Genomic DNA, 19850 nt, shown 5'->3' with positions numbered 1-19850 from the left:
AGACGTTTGGCTTTTTTGCTACAGGGCAATGATTACTCTTCAAGCTCTGCCATGACAGCATCAGAGAAATTGACATTGGTATAGACGTTTTGCACATCATCAATGTCCTCTAACATATCAATCATTTTCATCACTTTTTCAGCATCATCGAGGTTATCAATCTCCGCAGTAGTTGCCGGTGACATAGTTACTTCAGCGTTATTGGAGATAAGGCCCGCTGCATCAAGGGCATCTTTTACTGAGCCAAAGCTCTCTACTTCAGTAATAACCAACAGACTCTCACCATCGTTCTCAATGTCTACTGCACCAGCATCCAGAGCCACTAGCATGACTTCATCCTCTAAGCTAATGTCATCAAAGCTAATCTCGCCGCGCTTATTAAACAAATAAGCGACTGAGCCTGAAGTCCCCAGATTGCCGTCATGCTTAGTAAAAGCATGGCGTATTTCACTAACAGTACGATTGAGATTGTCGGTCAAGGTTTCTACTAATACGGCTACGCCACCGATTCCATAGCCTTCATAGTTGACTTCTTCCATGTTTTCATTGTCACCCCCACCTGTACCACGATCAACCGCTCGATTGATGGTATCTCTAGTCATGTTAACTGACAGTGCTTTTTCGATGACCGCTCGCAGACGTGGGTTTTTATCAGGATCAGGGTCGCCTTGCTTAGCTGCCGAGACGATTTCACGGATAATCTTAGTAAATATTTTACCTTTTACCGCGTCCTGACGGGCTTTACGGTGCTTAATGTTTGCCCATTTTGAATGACCTGCCATACGATATCCTTACTTTATTTAGAAGACGTCTGCCTGACTCAATGCGAGATCAGGAGAGGCGACTAATTCATTTGCGATAACAGTTAACTACAAGAGCTCAACTGTTTCGAGGTTTTATATTTATAGTGATACTTATACTTATACTTATAAAAATACTTATACAAATAGCTGCTTAGATAGCCTTAATGAGAATTGAGGCGTTAATTATATTTCTAATCTAAAAGCAGTGGTGGTACTTATTTCTTTCACAAGCTTACGCTTGAGTTAACGATTTGTATATTGTTGCAAGCGGTTTTTTGTTACACTGTGGCAAATGAGCTCACAATATGATTGCCCTTATCAATAAAAGCGCTCAATATTATAAACCACTTTTGGGTGTTTTGACCACTATGACCTATTGAAATGGGTCATGACTATCGATGACCACTCACATCATTCAATATCATCAAGACTCTGATATTATGAGATTACTGACTATTCTATGAAGCAGCCGACTACTGAAGCCATTACCCATTTGCGCAATCGCATTCATATCATTATTGAAGGAACGGATACTCATTCGGGTAAGTTTTTCGATATTGTATTATTAATTGCCATTTTAGCTAGTGTGTCGGTGGTAATGCTCGACAGCGTGTTATATATGCGCTTGCAATTTGGCACTATATTCTTTTATGCAGAATGGTTCTTTACTATTCTATTTACTATTGAATATGGGTTGAGACTGTTTTCTGCCCCCAATCGTTTTCGTTATATGTTTAGCTTCTTTGGGGTAGTGGATTTACTATCAGTATTGCCGAGCTATTTAAGTCTGATATTCGTAGGCGTGCAGTATCTATTAGTCATTCGAATATTGCGCATTCTACGAGTGTTTCGAGTCCTTAAGCTTAAAGCCTACATGCAACAAGCTGGATTTTTGGCCTCTGCATTAAAGACTAGCCAACAAAAAATCACCGTGTTTTTCTTATCCTTAGTCCTGTTAGTGACTATTTTTGGTTCGATTATCTATGTAGTAGAAGGGCCGGAAAATGGCTTTACTAGTATACCTGTATCTATTTACTGGGCAGTCGTGACAGTAACTACCACCGGCTATGGTGATATGTCACCTAAGACCCCAATCGGGCAAGCGATTGCATCTATGGTAATGATAACGGGTTATTCAATCATTGCCGTACCGACAGGTATTTTTACGGCTGAGCTGGCACGTAATATGCGCCCACAGCTAAATCCTATTGCTTGTCCTAACTGCGGTAAATTTGGTCATGCAATAAATGCCGAGTTTTGTGATCGCTGTGGCCATGCGTTACACGTATAAGCAGTTATCAATAATTATAGCTAATAGTCATGCTAGTTATTCATGCTTATTAATGTTTTTTAGCCTGCCAGTCAGGCATCCCTAATAGAGCTATACCGTCATCACTATAGAGTTGTGGCTAGCTGGGTTGCCTTGAGGGTGATCAAAGCATACGGCTATTAAGGGTTATCAAGATATTCGACAACCAATGATGATAGATCAATCTCTACTCCTAAATTGACTAAATTCCAATACTGTCCTGATACCGTGCGATCTAGCATCATAGTAGTCGCTGAAGGCTGGAACTGACCGAAGTACTTTAATGAGCTACGCATTTGGGTAATAGCTTCATGGTGTACTTGGCTATGAGCGAAATCAAACGGCCCTTCTTGGTAAGGGGGGATAGATAACGGTTTAAGGCCGATACTTAGCCAAGTCTGGTAAAACTCACTTGGAACGTCTTTTTCATCATCACGGCGAACACCAAGAGCGATTAAGTCTTGCTCAAGAGCCGTAACATCGCTCGACACAGCATGTTGAGCAAAGCGGCGAAATAGCTTCACTTCACTGTCGCTATAGCTACGAATACCGCCAAAATCATAAGCAATCACACTACCATCCTCGCGAAAAGCAAAGTTGCCAGGATGCGGATCACAGTGCATTCGATATAAGCCAAACAACTGACCGGCGCTAAAATGAAATAAGCGTGTGGCAATTTTTTGCTTGATATTATTATCCCAAGTTGCCGCTACGCTAAGAGATTCCCCCATCTCTTCAGTCAAAGTTAGCACGCGTCTAGCCGAATGGCTATCGATCACTTTAGGAATAATAAGGCCCTCATCATTAGCATGAAAAGCCCCAAATACTTGTAGGTTGTGAGCTTCTTTAGTGTAGTCAAGCTCGTCATGTAGACTTTGGCGAATTTCATTGAACAGCTTATCTTGTAATTCACGACTCATATTAAGGACGCCGGCTATTTTTAAGGCCATACGTACTTGTTTTAGATCGCTATCACAGTTTTCATCGACATCAGGGTATTGCACCTTTACGACTACCTTTTGACCAGAAGGTAAGGTGGCTTTATGCACTTGACCAATGGAAGCTGCGGCAAAAGGCTGTTGTTCAAAATCGATAAATAGATCTTTGATAGGCGCTTTTAGCTCACGCTCAACCTGCGCTTTGATCTGCGAGTAGGGCATAGGAGGCGCATCTTTTTGCAGCTTTTCCAGTGCTGTTGCCACTTCAGGTGGAAACACATCTTTGTACTGTGATGCGATTTGACCCACCTTCATTACCGCACCTTTCATCTCACCGAGGGTTTGGGCGATCTGAACACCCACATCCTGCATCAACTCTGAGCGTGCTTGCAAGCGCTTCTCTTCGTCACTAGAGAGGTGCTTTAATGAGTTCTTCGCCGCTTTACCTGCAATACTTGCAGTCATACCAGCGAGTTTCATAAAGCGTTTTCCAGACGACTTTGCCATTCATATCACCATATAGAGGGTTGTTAATTATAGAGTTGCTAGCTTGCAGCATACCGTTTTTTTGGGAGCGCTAAACTCATGGCAATAACTAGCTTTGATAGAGCTAATGTTCATCCACTGGCTTTGCGCTTTATATAAGTGCAGACCTAGCAAGGTCATTACAAGGACAAACTTAGATATTTTTTAGTTAGCCATTATTTAATTGATTAGCTAGTTTAGTCAGCCTTTAGCCCGTTGACTAGTAGAGTTCAGTGCAAGTTCATTGCCGGACCAGTTAAGAATCAATACAGCACAGCACCAATAAAGAATAAATTATTGAATTTATTAGGGCTTTAAATTTAGCGGGTATAAGTTAGTTAGCCAGTACTCTAGAGCCATCTGATAGCCTAGTGAGCCAAGACCGCTGATAACACCCACAGCTACATCGCTCAGATAAGAATGCTGGCGAAAGCTCTCACGCGCGTGAACGTTAGATAAGTGCACTTCAATAAATGGCTTTTGAGTTGCCAATAATGCATCTCGTATAGCAACAGAAGTATGAGTAAAAGCGGCAGGATTGATAATAATGGCATCCACTTGCATCTTAGCATCAGTAAGTAAGCCATGATGTTGGATATCATCGACTAGCTTACCTTCGTGATTAGACTGAATACAAATGAGCTCAATATTATGCTCTGCAGCAAGGCTTGTTAAAGCTGTTTCAATCTGCGCCAAAGTGGTATGACCATAAATTTCAGGCTCACGTTTGCCTAATAGATTGAGGTTGACGCCGTTGATTAATAGTAGTTTTTGGTTCAGTTTGGGCATATCAGTATCCATACAGTGATATCGAGGAGGTTATAAGTAAGTTCGCTATTTAAAAGCGCTTATTAATGCTTCAGCTGTGCTCAAGACAATTACAACAGTGTTAAAAAAAAGCAATAGGGAGATAATGGTTATTGCTAGCACTCAATAGATAAATAAACGGGTTACAGAGTGGTGTAAGGGCTATTTACGTTTTTGACTGCTTATAATAACAGCTCAATTAGCCAAGCATAAAAAGATTACAGGAAAATTTACTAACTCATCTTAAATCATGTTAAAAGACTTTATGTTACTAAAAACCCGTGCTATGATATTTTTTATGCAATAAATATTGCAAGTTTGTTACTGATAAGCTGCAGGCCTTTATATAAAGGGTTAAGTGGTCATTAATAAAGGCGGTAGAACATACCCTCTCATCATTGAGAAGCTGTTTACGTTGATTTATTAACAATAAAAGCAGGTGTCAGTATAGTTTTTAAAGTGTTTACTCAAAGTCAGTTATTTTTAAGTAAGCATTCCTAATTTTTATCTTATAATCTTGGACCCCGTTTATATGCAATGTTGCAAAGGAATTTGGGGCTAAGCACTGTTTTAGGAAGTAATATTATGTCAGATCGCGAACAAGGTATCGTCAAGTGGTTTAATGACTCAAAAGGTTTTGGTTTCATTCAGCGCAATAGCGGTGAAGATATCTTTGTCCATTTCCGCGCTATTCAAGGTGATGGTTATCGCTCTTTAAAAGATGGCGAAAAAGTTGAGTTCAATGTAGTCGAAGGTCAAAAAGGCTTACAAGCTGAAGAAGTTAGAAAAGTAGAAGAATAATCTATTTAGTGGTCATAGCCGTTTTGCCCTAATATTGGCCCAAACTACTGCTATACTACTGAGTCGAGCCTGTCTTAGTTTAGAAAGGTAGCAATAATTGCTGCCTTTTTAATGATCTACAGACAGTTGGGCTCGGCTTTTTTTTGGCTTTAGGTAAGCGCTACGTTAGATAAGTGCTACTAGGGCTGAGCCTATTGAATAAATAAGGAAAACTTTTGAGTAATTTTACCACATTCACCGATTTGCCACTCTCAAATGCAACATTACGTGCTGTTAGTGATTTGGGCTTTACTGAATTGACGTCTATTCAAGCGCAAATATTGCCACACACACTGGCTCATCAGGATGCCATTGGACAAGCGCAAACAGGTACTGGTAAGACCGCCACGTTCTTGATTACTATCATGGAAGCGCTGCTCAACCGCCCATTTACTAGTGATGAGCAACGCTATCTAGGTGAGCCGCGTGCTGTGGTTATGGCTCCTACGCGTGAGCTGGCTCAGCAAATCTTTGATGACTGTATGCAGCTAACCAAATACACTTCTCTACACAGTATCTGTATTATGGGTGGCACTAATTATGAGACTCAACAGCACGAGCTAGAGCGTGACTATGTTGATATTTTAATTGCCACTCCTGGACGCCTTATTGATCTGATGAATAAAGGTATGGTTTACCTAGATCGAGTAGAAGTTCTAGTGCTTGATGAAGCAGATCGTATGCTCGATATGGGCTTCATTCCTGATATCAAGCGTTTAGTAGGGCGTATGCCTGCCAATACTGAGCGTCAAAGCTTATTGTTTTCCGCCACTTTTAATCAAGATGTGATGAACTTGGCTTATCGCTGGTTACACGAACCACAGTTCGTGGAGATTGAGCCTGAACATAAGACTAGCGAGCTAGTTGAACAGCACTTTTATTTGCTGGCAGAGAGTGAGAAATTGGCCGCCCTAGAACGGATTATTAATGACCAAGATGTGGAAAAAGTAATCGTTTTTGCCAATCGTAAGGATCAAGTTAAGCGCTTATATCATAAGCTGCGTCAAGCCTATAATATAGTGATGCTATCAGGGGATGTGATTCAACAAAAGCGTGAAAAGTATTTACAGCGTTTTAAAGATGGTCACGCCACAGTTTTAGTAGCTACCGACGTGGCTGGACGTGGTATCCACGTTGATGATGTTAGTCATGTAGTGAACTACACTCTACCTGATCAGCCGGACGACTATGTCCATCGTATTGGTCGTACTGGTCGAGCTGGGCAGACAGGTATTAGTATCAGTTTCGTTAGTGAAGATGATGCTTTTAATATTCCAGCCCTTGAAAAGCACTTGGATACTAAGTTCACTCTTGAGCAGTGGCAAGAATAGTAATCTATGGATACTGAAAACTAAATCCAGTCGCTAACTTAATAAAAAGCCCTCAACGTTGCTGATGACGTTGACGGCTTTTTTTAAAATTATTTTTTAAATTTGTGGTTTTGCGAGATATTGCTTTTTGCAGCTATTGTTTATGAGAGCAGCAATAGAAGTTAAAGGGTTTATTTTTCATTATTCATATGGTCGTGAGTCATACTGTCATCAGGCATATCGTGCATGCTGTGATCCATATTCGGGTCCATATCTTGCTTAGCATCAGCAGTGGCTGGCATATTATGGTTACTATGATCCATAGTCGCATCCATGCCCTCATGCATATCCATACCATCATGCATAGGCATATCTGCCATTTGTGAGTCAGACATAGAAGACATATCATGGCCTCCATGCATAGTAGTCATAGCCAAAGGTATCACGACGACTGCCAATCCTGATATTACCATGATAGCACCATTCAACTGACGCAAACGCAAACGACCAATTTGGTTGCGCATCCAGCCTACGGTTTTATGAGTAGCCACCAACATAGGGACGGTGCCTAAACCAAAGACAAACATCAATACCGCCCCAGTCAACGGGTCATGACCGACAACCGCGATGAGTAGAGCGCCATATACTAAACCACAAGGTAAGAACCCCCACAATAGACCAGCAGTCAAAGCTCGTGGGAAAGTAGTCAGAGGGAAGACCTTTTTGCGTAGGGGGGCTAGGGCCTGCCAAAAGCGCATGCCAAAGCGTTCAAGCTTAGTCAAGAAGGGCAAGCCAAGCATAGTCATGCCAACGAAAACTAAGACTAACCCTAGTAGAATACGGGGAATATTATTACCTACCATTAACGGCTGTAATACGGCAGTACCTAAAAGACCAGCAATCAATCCTAAAGAGGCATAACTGAGCAGACGACCAATATGATAAGTGGCAATCAAAGCTCGGCGCTTGGCAGGGCTGACCTCTTTCATGGACAAACTAAAAGCAGCGACTAGTCCGCCGCACATACCTAAACAATGGGGCGAACCAAAAAACCCCATAAATAATGCCGCGATCAGTAAAGCAGTAGTCATAGGGCATATCTCTTATCATAAACTAGGGTGGTAGGAGTAATATTGCAGCTAATCGTTATCATTATCAGCTTTTTTTGGCTGAATATCGTTGTGTTGCAATGTGGGTTGTTGAGTATTAGAGTCAACATCTTTATCAGTAGTTGCTGTATGCATTTGCATAGTCTGGCGACGCTCTTGACGATCATCTAGGATAATACGCTGCGAGGCATTGTCTAAATCCTCGAACTGATTGGATTTGACCGCATAGCGCACTGCCCAAATAGCCACTACAAATAGCATCAAGCTCAAAGGTATTAACAAGAATATACTGAGCATAATAGTCCTTTTGGATAGCCATTCAGCTATAAGTGATAATCTGTATTATACGCCTATTATCTGCTGATTGATGAAATGAGCTAAGTAAAAGAAGTCTCTTGCCTAGAGTAGAGTTTCAGACAGAGGTTTGGTAGCCTTGCCTCTAGGGGTTAGTAGCTGCTGAATACTGACTTCTTCAGCGCTACGGCAGTTAGACTGTGGACGTAATAAGTCACGTAAATAAGCGGCAATTTCATAGACAGCACGTCTTGAATGACTTAAGTTCTGTGCCGGTTGCATCCAATCACGAGGCAAAGGTAGGGGCGCATTGATCGGCGTACTATTTATATTATTGAGCGCAAACTGACGTCGTGCACGTGCCATATGATAGCTATCGGTGATCAGATAAATATGATTTAGCGGGATGCGTTTGGCGGTAAAGCGAGCATTTTCGCAAGTATTCATACTAGCATTTTCACTGATTAAACCATCAATACCATGCTCTATAAGCCACTGTCCCATCCAAGGTGATTCAGCACCGCTAAGCACTACAGGCAGAGGCAAGTCATGATAAGCGCTAGCTAATGTACGTACCCGATTAAGACTATAACGATTCAATATAATGTCGTTATCGGCATCGTTGGTCAGGCCGCCACCAAGTATTACATAGGCAGTCGGAGGTGAGCTCATCGCGGCTCCCTTCATAGTAGGCAGTGGTAAATGCTGCAATAGATAAACCACGGCTCTTGAGAACAAAGGAGTAAATAAGCTGATTAGGACAATAATGATAATAGTAGAGCCGAGCACAAAGGTGATATTAATAATACGAAATATCTTGATAGTACGCTCAGCTGAACGCAGATAATAGCGCCATAAACGCAGCGACCAAAGGGATTTAGACCTCATGATCGCTAGATCCAATTGACCCATCAGCCTCAACCCAGACAGGCTCACGCGCTAAAGTTATAGCAAATTTTTGATAGATAGAGTCGGCGATATAAGCCTGAGCTTGAGCTACCTCAGTCTGAGTAGCCAGATAGGGGCGGTGATTGGTTAGTACTAAGGCTTGCTTCTGATGAGTAAGGATAGGCTCGATACCGCCACCTTTTAGCCCTGCTTGCTCGATCAACCAACCGGCAGCTACTTTCACTTTGTCATCAGGTAATGAGTAGCCAACGATAGTAGGATAGCTAGCTTTTAGCTCAGTAAATTGGGCTTGCCCAATGACTGGATTTTGAAAAAAGCTGCCACAATTGGGGAGTTGTTTAGGATCTGGAAGCTTTAACTGACGAATATCGATGATAGCCTTCATCACATCTAGTGGCGAAGGATGCAGTCGTCCTTGCTGCTGAGCATAATCTTGTGCGACAGTTTTTACATCGCCATAGCTAGCAGAAACCTTAGTCGCATCAGTATGCAGTCGAAAGTTTACCCGACTGATAAGCCAAGTGTTGGGGGCGCGTTTAAATATGCTGTCGCGATAGCCAAACTGGCAGTCAGCTGCTGACAAATCATGCCAAGTTTGAGTGGGTAGATGATACGCGCGTACAGACAGCATGCAGTCTTCTAACTGTACGCCATAAGCGCCAATATTCTGTACTGGGGCCGCCCCAGTTAAGCCTGGTATTAAGGCCAAATTCTCCAGTCCATACCAGCCTTTATCGACAGTATAAACGACTAAGTCATGCCAGTTCTCACCAGCCATTACTTCGATATCGACATATTCTGCGTTGCTGTGCCGTACAGTAATGCCAGTCATTAAAGGCCGTAATACAATAGCATTGAGTCGATCAGGCAACAGTACGTTGCTGCCACCAGACAACACGAATAGCGATTGCGCTGCTTGGTTATTTACAGTATAGCTGGCCATAAACTGGTCGAGTTGAGTTTCAGTGTGGAGAAGCACCGCAGTATCAGCCACACAAGCTAATGCCATAGTATTGAGCTGTGACAAGTCAGCATCGGTGCTGATGTTTTGAGCAGTAGAGTCAGAGCACAAAGCAGTGATCATAAGGCGACCTGTTCGATAAGTAAAAACGCTAACGTCGAGTATTATACAGACGATCTAAAGTAAAATAGCGCCATTTATAAAGATGGGCTATCGTGGTAAGTTTTCCAGCCTGTTATAGCGCATATATGCCGCAAAAAATAGAGCGCTGATAGAACAACTATAGCACTCGAGTGTTAAATGCAGTGACAACAGATATTTATGGTTATAAGCACTTACTTCAATAAGCGCTTACTTATTAATGATCAATGCATCAGTGCTGAACAGGATTGGATTTAACTGGTTTTCCAACTCTCAATCCAAGCTTGAGAACTCGACTCAATACGTCTGATAACCTCTTCAAAGGCATCGGCATCACCTTGATAGGGGTCTGGAACATCATCGCCACTATAAATAGGGTCTTCTTCACTAAATAAAGCGAGGCGTGCTAGTGGCTTTTTTAATGCGCTATTACTGGCTTCAATGCTATCTTTTATTAGCTGCAAATCTGTTAAGTTTTGCGTATCCATAGCTAAGATAAGATCGAAGTTAGTGAAGTCCTCATTAGTCACTTGACGTGCCACTAGCTTGCTAATGTTATAGCCATTAGACTTAGCATGACGCTGCGCACGTATGTCAGGTGAGTGACCTATATGCCAATCGCCTGTGCCAGCAGAATCAACTTTCATATCCAGCCCAGCAATCGCCGTCTGCTGACGAAATATCTCTTCGGCGGTAGGTGAGCGGCAAATGTTCCCTAAACAAACCAATAGTACAGAAGAGGGGGCAGAAGCTTTAATCAGCATAGAGTAACCTATTGAAACTTAGGCATGTTTAACCAGCCCTAATCATATAAAAAATAGGCGGCAAACAATCGAGATCTACAAGGTGGTTTGCCTACCTAAAATTGAATGCCTAGCGTAACGGTTAATACTAACAATGGCAAGGGTAGCTAGCAATCAATTGCGTCACTTATAGCGCTTGTTGAGAGTGCAAAGTTACCGCTTTAATAGTCAATAGTATTCAATGATGACTGCCCTGAACTACTCAGACCGTTAGTATTGTTAATTAAAAAAGCTATTGCTTAAAAAATGACGTCTACTAAAACAGGTGGTGCTAATAGATAACCTATTAAAAATCTAATGGATTAACTACACAAAGTGTCAATAACAGATATTAAGCTAGTCTTGATCATTTCTGAAGCGCTGCAAATCACGACGTTGCTTTTTGTTGGGCTTATTGTCAGGACGAGCAAGGTTAGCAAGCTTACGCTGTTCAGCATAATAGGCACGGCGCTCTTCACTCTCTTCGGTTTCTGAATATAACACTTGCGCCGCAGTTGCATTGCCACGTTGCAAGGTTAAGGCTTCGACGATTATCGTCTTTTCAGTCATAGCTGTCGCAGAGCCTTGACGAATCTGGAGCTCATCACCAACAGCAATCTCTTTACTGGTTTTGACTCGGCTGCCTGCATAATGTACGCGCCCGCTTTCAATAGCTTCTTTAGCAAGGTTACGAGTACGATAAAAACGCGCTGCCCATAGCCACTTATCGATACGCATGCGTACTTCATTAGGTTGACTATGACTAGGCTGATCATGATTTTTATTATGTTTTTTCATCAAAACCTCATTGATATCAATAGACTATATTCATAATGGTGTTTTATTTAGCAATTAAAAGAGGGACCGCTTTTCAAAAATCCATTTTATTAAAAATAATGATGAATTATTACTAATCTAAGCTCTTAGCATTGATAACTCAAAAATAAGCCTAGAGAATTTATAAAAAATATATCCACTAGACTTATTAACACTTCAGATATTTAGATAAATAGCTATTTTCAAAGACTATTTTAAGAATAGTTGATAGCCGATGTTATCGTTAAGCAAAGTGCAGTCGTAGCCGATATCGAGAAGGGCGTCTTGTAGCTGGCGTGAGTTACTCTCTGAAGCTTGCAAGCCTACTAACACCCGACCTTCGGCAGCGCCATGATTGCGATAATGGAATAAAGTAATATTAAAATCGTTGCCCAGCTTTTCTAAAAAGCTAAGCAAAGCTCCCGGACGCTCAGGAAAAGAAATCTTTAATAGTTGCTCATTCTCTACATGAGCATGGCCACCAATCAGATGGCGAATATGAGATTTAGCGATATCATCATCGGTTAAGTCATGAGCGCTATAACCATCTTCCAAAAATTGCGCTCTGATAATTTGCTGCTCTTTTTCGCCTTCTTTTAAAGCGATGCCGACGAAGATTGCTGCAGGGTCCATTGAGTCTGGTGACTGTCTATTATCAGCACGGTAATTGAATTCAGTGATGTTACGACCATGCAAGCTACGGCAGAAATCTAAAAATGCCCCTGTTTTTTCGGGAATAGTGACCGCAAAGATAGCTTCTTTTTTCTCACCGATTTCAGTACGCTCAGCGATATAGCGCAAGCGATCGAAATTCATATTAGCGCCGCAGATAATGCCTACGCAGTTTTTATGTTGTAGGTAATGAGCTTTGATATATTTCTTCATGCCAGCAACAGATAATGCACCAGCTGGCTCGACGATACTGCGGTTTTCTTCAAATACATCTTTGATAGCCGCGCAGACTTCATCATTAGTACAAGTAATCACTTCAGGCTCTACTACTGGCCCTGAGTTATCGCTCTTTTGCATACGCACAACATCAAAAGGCAGTTCACCGATTTGAGCGACTGCTACTCCATCGACGAATAAGCCGACTTGTTCGAGTTTTACTCGGCTACCAGCTTCCAAAGCAGCTTTTAGACAAGCGGATTGCTCAGCTTCTACAGCAATAACTTTGACATGTGGCGCTACTTCGCCCAAAAAGGCGGCAATACCTGAGATAAGACCACCACCACCTACTGCTACGAAGACATAATCCATATTACGCCATTGTTGAGTCAGCTCAAGGCCAATAGTACCTTGTCCAGCGATCACTAGCTCGTCATCGTAGGGTGGTACAAAGGTCAGTCCCTCTCTCTCAGCACGGTCAATGGCATAGCGATTAGCTTCATCAAAGCTGTCACCATATAAGTCGACATTACCGCCAAGTGCTCTAACGGCATCGACTTTGATATCAGGAGTAGTGGTTGGCATCACAATAATATTTTTTAAATTAAGCTTGCGAGCAGAGTAGGCGACGCCTTGAGCATGGTTGCCGGCTGAAGCACAAATAACGCCGCGCGCTTTTTGTTGTTCACTCAACTGACTGATACGGTTATAAGCACCCCGTAATTTGAAGGAAAAAACCGGCTGCAAGTCTTCACGCTTTAGGCGAATGTCATTGTTATAGCGCTGGGTCAGCTTAGGTGCAGCCTCAAGTGGGGTTTGGATGGCAACATCATAAACAGTGGCTTGTAAAATAGCTCGTACCCAATGTGACAGCATAGTGGTTCCTAATCTCAGTGATGAATTAACAGGCGATAAGTTAGTATAAAAAATAAATAGATTAGATTATGCTGATTCCTATCATGTTGCAAGGTTTGCGCACAAAATTATTTATCATAGCGGGTTCGTTAGAAGATTGAGCTGACATCAAGCGTAGCCATCGTTTATCGCTATCAGTTATAATAGCCAAGAATTCGCCAACAGCATTCATCCCCCTTCTATTCCGCCAAGGACTTATCATGAGTGATCAGCACGCACAAAAGCAAGCCGCTGCCAAAGCCGCACTACAATACATCGAAGAAGATATGATATTGGGTGTAGGGACAGGTAGTACGGTCAATTGTCTGATTGAATTATTACCTACAATCAGGCTGGCCGGTGCGGTTGCCAGCTCGCAAGTGACCGAAGACAAGCTGCGTGCGCTTGGTATTGATATTATTGACTTAAACTTTGCCGGTACTTTAGATGTCTATATTGATGGTGCCGATGAAGTTAATGCCAATTTGCAATTGATTAAAGGTGGAGGTGGCGCATTGACTCGTGAAAAAATAGTCGCCGCCGCCTCAAAAAAATTCATCTGTATGGTTGATGACAGTAAGAGCGTTGAGATACTAGGGCGCGAGTTCCCAGTCCCTATCGAAGTACTGCCACAAGCACGCTCTTATGTCGCTAGGCAGTTAGTGCAGATGGGTGCAGAACCGGTATATCGTGAAGACTTTGTTACCGATTATGGCAATGTGATATTGGATACTTATGACTTAGATGTCAGTGATCCAAGCGCACTTGAACAGCAACTAAACAATATCGTGGGAGTAGTCTGCAACGGTATCTTTGCGGCCAATCAAGCCGATGTTTTATTAAAAGCCAGTAGCAATGGGGTACAAGTCTTAACGCGTTAAAGCTGTGTATTTTATGGCTACAAGGCATTAAGTATTTTATAAAAATAAACGTCTTATATAAAATTTTCAAACCATAAAAAGGCAGACTATAGCAATAGTCTGCCTTTTTATTTATGGTACTGGATTTTTGGACTAGATTATTGTCTTGAAACATTATCTTGAAATATTGTCTTGGGACTTTTATAGGGTGCCAATACTAATCTATAGGCTGTCAGTATTAGTCGGTCACTTTATACCGACAACTTAATCTTATCTTTTAATAAAAATTCCATCAAAGCTTTTTGGGCGTGTAGACGGTTTTCAGCCTCATCCCAAACTACTGAGCGTGGGTCATCGAGCATATCATGAGAAATCTCTTCGCCACGATGGGCTGGCAAGCAATGCATAAACAACACCTCAGGATCGGCTTTGTCTAATAATGACGGGGTAACTTGGTAAGGGGCGAATCTACGGGCGCGAGTATTCTGTTCTGACTCTTGACCCATACTAGCCCAGACATCCGTCACAATTAAATTGGAATCTTTTGCCGCATCTTGTACGTTCTCGACTAAGCTGACGCAATGTGAAAAGCGTTTCATAAGCACAGCATCAGGTTCAAAACCATAAGGCGCTGCTATTCTTAGCTCAAAACCGAATTGATTGGCAGCTTGCATAAATGAGGCGCACATATTATTGCCATCACCAACCCAAGTGACGATTTTGTTCTCAATACTACCGCGATGCTCATAATAAGTCTGCATGTCAGCCAGCAACTGGCAAGGATGAAACTCATCGGTCAAAGCATTGATAATGGGCACACTTGAGTATTTAGCAAAGGTTTCAACTTTTTGATGGCCAAAGGTACGAATCATAATAATATCGACCATACTAGAGATGACTCGAGCTGAGTCCTCAAGCGGCTCACCACGGCCCAACTGAGTATCATTGGGTGATAAAAATATCGCACTACCGCCGAATTGACCCATACCAGTCTCAAATGAGATACGAGTACGAGTAGAGGATTTCTCAAAGATCATCCCTAGAGTACGACCAACGAAAGGTTGATAAATCTCACCAGCATGCTGCATTTTTCGCAGTTCGCTGGCACGTATGATTAGATTTTCTAGTTCTTGTTTACTCAAATCAGATAAGGTCAAAAAATGGCGCAAGCTCATAGCAATCCTAGCAGTCGAACACGGTCAGTGAAATAAAAGGTTATCAGTAGTCAATAATTACGGCAGCTGTCAGCCTGTAACCTAAGCATTTTGCAGGTAAGTGGCCATAGAATATATAGCCGGACTATAACGATAACAAACTTTTAGTATAGCGGAATTACTTTTAATGTAAACGCCCAATTTACATCCAATTTATAAGCTTGAACAGACTTGTCGTTCCGGACGTAAACTAAGCCTACATAGTAGCTCGTAGCCAATCGTGCCAGCGTATGCTGCTACTTCATCGACGTGGGGAGCGTCACCCCAAAGTACCACTCGACTGTCCAAAGCGATGTTTTCAGGAAGAGCACTGATATCGATAGTGATCATATCCATAGCTACTCGCCCTCGTATAGCACAGCGATAGCTTTTGCCGCTGCTGGCATCTATTACGCAGACCTCAGCACAGTCAGCCACTACGCGCGGATAGCCGTCGCCGTAGCCAATGCTGACTAGCGCCGTCTTAGTATCCTGCTCGGCGAGCCAGTGGCTACCATAGCCAATAGCGCTGCCAGCTTTGACAATTTGCATCGCCATAATTCTTGCGCTAAAATCCATAGCTGGTTGCAAGCTAAGCTCATCAGCGCGTTTATCAATTACGGGTGAGCTACCATATAACATGATGCCCGGACGTACCCAATCATAGTGATACTCAGGGAAGTTTATTATCCCAGCTGAGTTACATAATGAGGCTTTGATATCAGCGCTTACGGTCTGCTTTAACCCTGCTAATACTGCTGAAAAACACTGTATTTGCTTAGCATTTAATGGATGCTCGTTGTTGTCAGCATTGGCGAAGTGAGTAGTCAAAATGAGCTGGTAACCTGCACTGTGCAACTGTTTTGCGATCTCAACGATTGTATCGTCAGCGAAGCCTAAACGGTTCATCCCAGTATTGTATTTCAACCATACTGTGCGCGTAGGACTATCGGCATCAGGCACATTCTCTAGTGCCCATTGAAGCTGAGGCAAATGATGTATCACGCAACTAAAGTCATTATCAATAGCCTGCTGCCATTCATCAGCGCTAAACACTCCTTCGATTAAGCCTATAGTCTTTTGCCAGCCTAACTCTCTAGCCTCTAATGCTTCAGTAAAGCTAGCAACGCCGATACCGTCTGCCTGCTGTAATGCAGGCAGTGCCACCGCAATACCATGACCATAAGCATTAGCTTTTACCATCGCTAACACTTTAGATTTTGGCGCTAGTTTCCTCACTTGCCTTAGGTTGTGGGTTAGGGCATCAGGCTTGATCGTTACGGTAGCAGTACGCATAGTAGACTTCTTGTATTGCAGTATTTTAACCTAGCGGGTAGTCAAAGCTGTTCTCGTTGACAGCGATTTACTTTCGATAGCAACTGCTGGTGGTAGATGGAGTTTATAAATGGAGTGTCGCTAAAGCTAACTCTATCATCATGGCTGTTTGTTTTGACCATAAATTATGATCAAAACTATTTCTTTTAATGATTATTCATCGTCAAAAGCAACCCCTTGATAGTACTCGGGAGTAAGGTTGGTAAAGCGTGTGTATTGACCTTCAAAAGCTAAGCGTAGAGTACCGATAGGACCATTACGTTGTTTACCGATAATGACTTCAGCGACACCTTTATGATCTGTATTTTCGTTATAGACTTCATCGCGATAAATAAACATAATCAAATCGGCATCCTGCTCAATAGCACCAGACTCACGCAAATCTGACATGATTGGGCGTTTGTTTGGACGGTTTTCGAGGCTACGGTTGAGCTGCGATAAGGCAATAACCGGACATTCAAGCTCACGTGCTAAGGCTTTAAGACTCCGTGAGATCTCCGAGATTTCTCCTACACGGTTACCGTCTAGATTAGGGACTTTCATTAATTGTAAATAATCGACAATGATGGCGCCTAACTTGCCATCATGGTTTTTGGCGATACGGCGACAGCGTGAGCGTAGTTCCGAAGGAGGGAGCGCTGTACTGTCATCGATGTATAAGTGTTTGGATTGTAGATGTTGAATAGCGTTCATCATCTTTGCCCATTCGTCCTCGTTCATCTGTCCTGAACGCAAATGAGTCTGATTGATCGCACCCCATGAGGACAGTAAACGCATGACGATAGACTCGGCAGGCATCTCCATCGAGAACACTACTACGGGTAGATTCTCGTTAAATAATACCCCTTCGGCTAAGTTCATTGCAAAAGTAGTCTTACCCATAGATGGGCGGGCAGCAACAATCACTAAGTCACCAGCCTGCAAGCCTTGAGTCTTATTATTGAGCTCAGTAAAAGGAGTCTGTAAGCCAATCATGCCATCAGGATTGGACTTAAGCTCTTGAATCTTGTCAATAACGTTGGTCAATACGGCGGTTATACCGACTGGTCCGCGCTGTTCTGCGCGTTTATTATGTTGCTCGTTAATACTAAAGATAGTGGCTTCAACGCTATCTAAGATATCACTAACCGATTGATCTTTTGGATTGTACGCTAGGCTAAGCATCTCGTTACCAGTGGTTATCAGCTGGCGCAAAGTGGACAGCTCACGAACTCGCTGGGCATAGGCGGTCAAGTTAAATAGGGTCGCTGGGCTTTGACTCAATATATCGGCCAAATAGCTATCGCCACCGGCACTTTTGAGTAGCTTTTGAGCTTCTAACCAGTCATGCACCATCACTGTGTCATAAGGCTCGTTTACCGCTGCTAAGTGAGCAATTGCCGCAAAAATATGCTGATGGCGGCCAGCATAGAAGTCGTCTTTGGTGACGATATCTGCAATCTTGTCATAAGCCTCTTCAATGCTCATCAGTGAGGCTAACAACGCCTTTTCGATATCAATATTGTGTGGCGGTTGTTGATTGAGTAAGTCGTCGGTTTTATCAGTGTCTGCCATGAGTGCCCAGTTGTTAGAGTCAGTTTTAGACTCGGTTTTTAAATTCAGTTTTTATAGTTGGTTTTTAGAGTCGTTCGCAACATTATTAGCGCTGAAGTACGGCTAGAACTATAGAGAATAAGCAGTACGTCACTCTAAAAAACCAATAATAGCTGTACCAAAACAGCGCTTAGTATGCTGTTAATAGATGATACAATCAAAAGCGAAAGCTTAACACATTATGCCATTTTAAAGCCTGCTGTTAGTAAGTTTATATAGGTCAGCGATTCGCTATTCAAGGCAAAACTCTAAAGCCTATCATGATATAGAAGAATAAAAACCAGTTAAAAAAATACTATACATAGCAAAAATAAGGATTATTTTTATGAGAAAATTGCCGTTACTCATTACCACTGGCGAGCCTGCCGGTATTGGTATGGATGTAGTACTGTTATTAGCAGAAGAGGGTAAGCTGCAAGATTTTGATCGACCTATTTGGGTAACAGCCGAAGCGGAAGCTATGCAAGCCCGTGCCGACAAGTTGCTAGCTGCTGGGGTACTAAGCCGTTGTCCGTCTTGGCAGACAGTAGCGGCAGAAGGCAACACTAAATTAGATACTGAGGAACTGATAGCGCAGATAGCGCAGCAGCCGACTACTGATAGTGCATTCATCTTACTCGACATCGCTTGCGGTGCCCCAGTTGTTGCGGGTCAAATTGATATTAATAATGCGATTATGGTCGCACGGCAGTTAGAGATAGCGCATCAGCTGGCTATCAACAATACGGTAGCGGCTATCGTTACAGGGCCGTTGCAAAAATCAGCCTTGATCGATGCTGGTATCAAGCTATTAGACGGTACGATGTTTAGCGGTCACACTGAGTTTTTTATGCAGCAAAGTGGCTGTGATAAAGTCGTTATGATGCTAGCCAATCAATCGATGAAAGTCGCTTTAGTGACTACCCATTTAGCGCTCAAAGATGTACCGGCTGCTATTACTAGCCAAAATGTCAGGCAAACCGTACAAATCGTTCTCGATGATATGCGCACAAAATTTGGTTTGGCAGCGCCACGTATTTTAGTCTGTGGCCTTAATCCACATGCTGGCGAGGGTGGACATTTAGGTATGGAAGAGATTGAAATTATCAATCCGGTATTGCAAGAGTTTATAGCTGCTGGGGTTAATATCTCACAGGCGATGCCGGCAGATACTTTATTTACGCCTAGACATCTAGCTGAGTGTGATGCTGTTATTGCCATGTTCCATGATCAGGGACTGCCTGTACTTAAGTCGCACGGCTTTGGTGATACCGTCAATTTGACTTTAGGTCTGCCTTATATTCGTACTTCGGTCGATCATGGTACTGCGCTTGATTTGGCTGGTGGTGTCGGTGCTAGTTCTACTAGTCTTTATCAAGCGCTGGTGATGGCTGATGAGATGGCAAATAAAGCCTTAGCGCTGCATTAATAGTTATTTTTTGATATATATAAATCAATAGTTTCGCTACAATGCAGGCAGCTTTCGAGCTGTGTTATAATTTGACACCGATAACTGCTAAGCTTTTGAAGGCAAGTTAGTGCAAAAACCATTTTATTATATTAA

At 42.5% G+C, this 19850-nt stretch carries 18 protein-coding genes; 5 read left to right on the top strand and 13 right to left on the bottom strand.

Annotation, left to right across the window (positions count from 1 at the left end; translation table 11 throughout):
* Window positions 1-32: 32 nt before the first annotated feature.
* Window positions 33-782 carry a YebC/PmpR family DNA-binding transcriptional regulator gene (locus KZA12_RS06830; protein ID WP_201622065.1) on the bottom strand — a complete coding sequence of 250 codons (750 nt, stop codon included), beginning with the start codon at window positions 780-782 and terminating at the stop codon, window positions 33-35.
* Window positions 783-1263: 481 nt separating this feature from the next.
* On the opposite strand from KZA12_RS06830, the gene KZA12_RS06825 reads away from it, so the two are divergent.
* Window positions 1264-2094, top strand: coding sequence for an ion transporter (locus tag KZA12_RS06825; RefSeq protein ID WP_201622064.1), 831 nt, complete (start codon window positions 1264-1266; stop codon window positions 2092-2094).
* Between the two features lie 158 nt (window positions 2095-2252).
* Here the strand turns inward: KZA12_RS06825 and KZA12_RS06820 are convergent, their stop codons facing one another.
* Window positions 2253-3557, bottom strand: a complete 1305-nt coding sequence (locus KZA12_RS06820) for an AarF/ABC1/UbiB kinase family protein (protein WP_218689705.1) — start codon at window positions 3555-3557, stop codon at window positions 2253-2255.
* Window positions 3558-3881: 324 nt separating this feature from the next.
* Window positions 3882-4364 carry a type II 3-dehydroquinate dehydratase gene (aroQ, locus tag KZA12_RS06815; RefSeq protein WP_256932859.1) on the bottom strand — a complete coding sequence of 161 codons (483 nt, stop codon included), beginning with the start codon at window positions 4362-4364 and terminating at the stop codon, window positions 3882-3884.
* A 603-nt stretch (window positions 4365-4967) separates the two neighbouring features.
* On the opposite strand from aroQ, the gene KZA12_RS06810 reads away from it, so the two are divergent.
* Both KZA12_RS06810 and KZA12_RS06805 read left to right on the top strand, forming a co-directional pair.
* Window positions 4968-5183 (top strand): cold-shock protein, encoded by a 216-nt coding sequence (locus tag KZA12_RS06810; RefSeq protein WP_201622061.1) that lies wholly within the window; start codon window positions 4968-4970, stop codon window positions 5181-5183.
* Between the two features lie 215 nt (window positions 5184-5398).
* Window positions 5399-6553 (top strand): DEAD/DEAH box helicase, encoded by a 1155-nt coding sequence (locus KZA12_RS06805; protein ID WP_218689703.1) that lies wholly within the window; start codon window positions 5399-5401, stop codon window positions 6551-6553.
* A gap of 170 nt (window positions 6554-6723) precedes the next feature.
* On the opposite strand, the gene KZA12_RS06800 is transcribed toward KZA12_RS06805, so the two are convergent.
* From KZA12_RS06800 to ilvA, 7 genes are all read right to left on the bottom strand, one after another.
* The gene (locus KZA12_RS06800; RefSeq protein ID WP_218689702.1) at window positions 6724-7623 is read right to left on the bottom strand and encodes a sulfite exporter TauE/SafE family protein; all 900 of its coding nucleotides are present in this window, start codon (window positions 7621-7623) and stop codon (window positions 6724-6726) included.
* 48 nt (window positions 7624-7671) lie between these two features.
* Window positions 7672-7938 carry a cbb3-type cytochrome oxidase assembly protein CcoS gene (gene ccoS, locus KZA12_RS14860; RefSeq protein WP_256932858.1) on the bottom strand — a complete coding sequence of 89 codons (267 nt, stop codon included), beginning with the start codon at window positions 7936-7938 and terminating at the stop codon, window positions 7672-7674.
* Between the two features lie 102 nt (window positions 7939-8040).
* Complete coding sequence (locus KZA12_RS06790; RefSeq protein WP_201622058.1) at window positions 8041-8823, bottom strand: YdcF family protein; 783 nt, start codon at window positions 8821-8823, stop codon at window positions 8041-8043.
* Window positions 8813-9928, bottom strand: coding sequence for a UDP-N-acetylmuramate dehydrogenase (murB, locus tag KZA12_RS06785; protein ID WP_218689701.1), 1116 nt, complete (start codon window positions 9926-9928; stop codon window positions 8813-8815). The genes KZA12_RS06790 and murB overlap by 11 nt, the downstream gene beginning before the upstream one ends.
* A 272-nt stretch (window positions 9929-10200) precedes the next feature.
* Window positions 10201-10710 carry a low molecular weight protein-tyrosine-phosphatase gene (locus tag KZA12_RS06780; protein ID WP_218689700.1) on the bottom strand — a complete coding sequence of 170 codons (510 nt, stop codon included), beginning with the start codon at window positions 10708-10710 and terminating at the stop codon, window positions 10201-10203.
* A 375-nt stretch (window positions 10711-11085) separates the two neighbouring features.
* Entirely contained in the window at window positions 11086-11526 is a 441-nt protein-coding gene (locus KZA12_RS06775) for an RNA-binding S4 domain-containing protein (RefSeq protein WP_201622055.1), read from the bottom strand.
* Window positions 11527-11754: 228 nt separating this feature from the next.
* A complete protein-coding gene (ilvA, locus tag KZA12_RS06770) occupies window positions 11755-13308 on the bottom strand; it encodes a threonine ammonia-lyase, biosynthetic (protein ID WP_218689699.1) in 1554 nt (517 codons plus the stop codon).
* A gap of 239 nt (window positions 13309-13547) precedes the next feature.
* Between ilvA and rpiA the strand changes: the two genes are divergently transcribed.
* On the top strand, window positions 13548-14207 hold the full coding sequence (gene rpiA / locus KZA12_RS06765) for a ribose-5-phosphate isomerase RpiA (protein WP_218689698.1): 660 nt from the start codon (window positions 13548-13550) through the stop codon (window positions 14205-14207).
* 230 nt (window positions 14208-14437) lie between these two features.
* Here rpiA and argF read toward each other — a convergent pair whose 3' ends face one another.
* From argF to dnaB, 3 genes are all read right to left on the bottom strand, one after another.
* Window positions 14438-15361 carry an ornithine carbamoyltransferase gene (gene argF, locus KZA12_RS06760; protein ID WP_201622052.1) on the bottom strand — a complete coding sequence of 308 codons (924 nt, stop codon included), beginning with the start codon at window positions 15359-15361 and terminating at the stop codon, window positions 14438-14440.
* Window positions 15362-15553: 192 nt separating this feature from the next.
* Window positions 15554-16675, bottom strand: a complete 1122-nt coding sequence (gene alr / locus KZA12_RS06755; RefSeq protein ID WP_218689697.1) for an alanine racemase — start codon at window positions 16673-16675, stop codon at window positions 15554-15556.
* A gap of 192 nt (window positions 16676-16867) precedes the next feature.
* Window positions 16868-18268 carry a replicative DNA helicase gene (dnaB, locus tag KZA12_RS06750; protein ID WP_218689696.1) on the bottom strand — a complete coding sequence of 467 codons (1401 nt, stop codon included), beginning with the start codon at window positions 18266-18268 and terminating at the stop codon, window positions 16868-16870.
* 364 nt (window positions 18269-18632) lie between these two features.
* Between dnaB and pdxA the strand changes: the two genes are divergently transcribed.
* Window positions 18633-19715 carry a 4-hydroxythreonine-4-phosphate dehydrogenase PdxA gene (pdxA, locus tag KZA12_RS06745; RefSeq protein ID WP_218689695.1) on the top strand — a complete coding sequence of 361 codons (1083 nt, stop codon included), beginning with the start codon at window positions 18633-18635 and terminating at the stop codon, window positions 19713-19715.
* The last annotated feature ends 135 nt before the right edge of the window (window positions 19716-19850 follow it).

The sequence above is a fragment of the Psychrobacter sp. BF1 genome (assembly GCF_019279065.1).
GTDB lineage: Bacteria > Pseudomonadota > Gammaproteobacteria > Pseudomonadales > Moraxellaceae > Psychrobacter > Psychrobacter urativorans.
The sequence above is the reverse complement of the archived record's forward strand: the minus strand, read 5'-3'. Positions and strand labels throughout refer to the sequence as shown.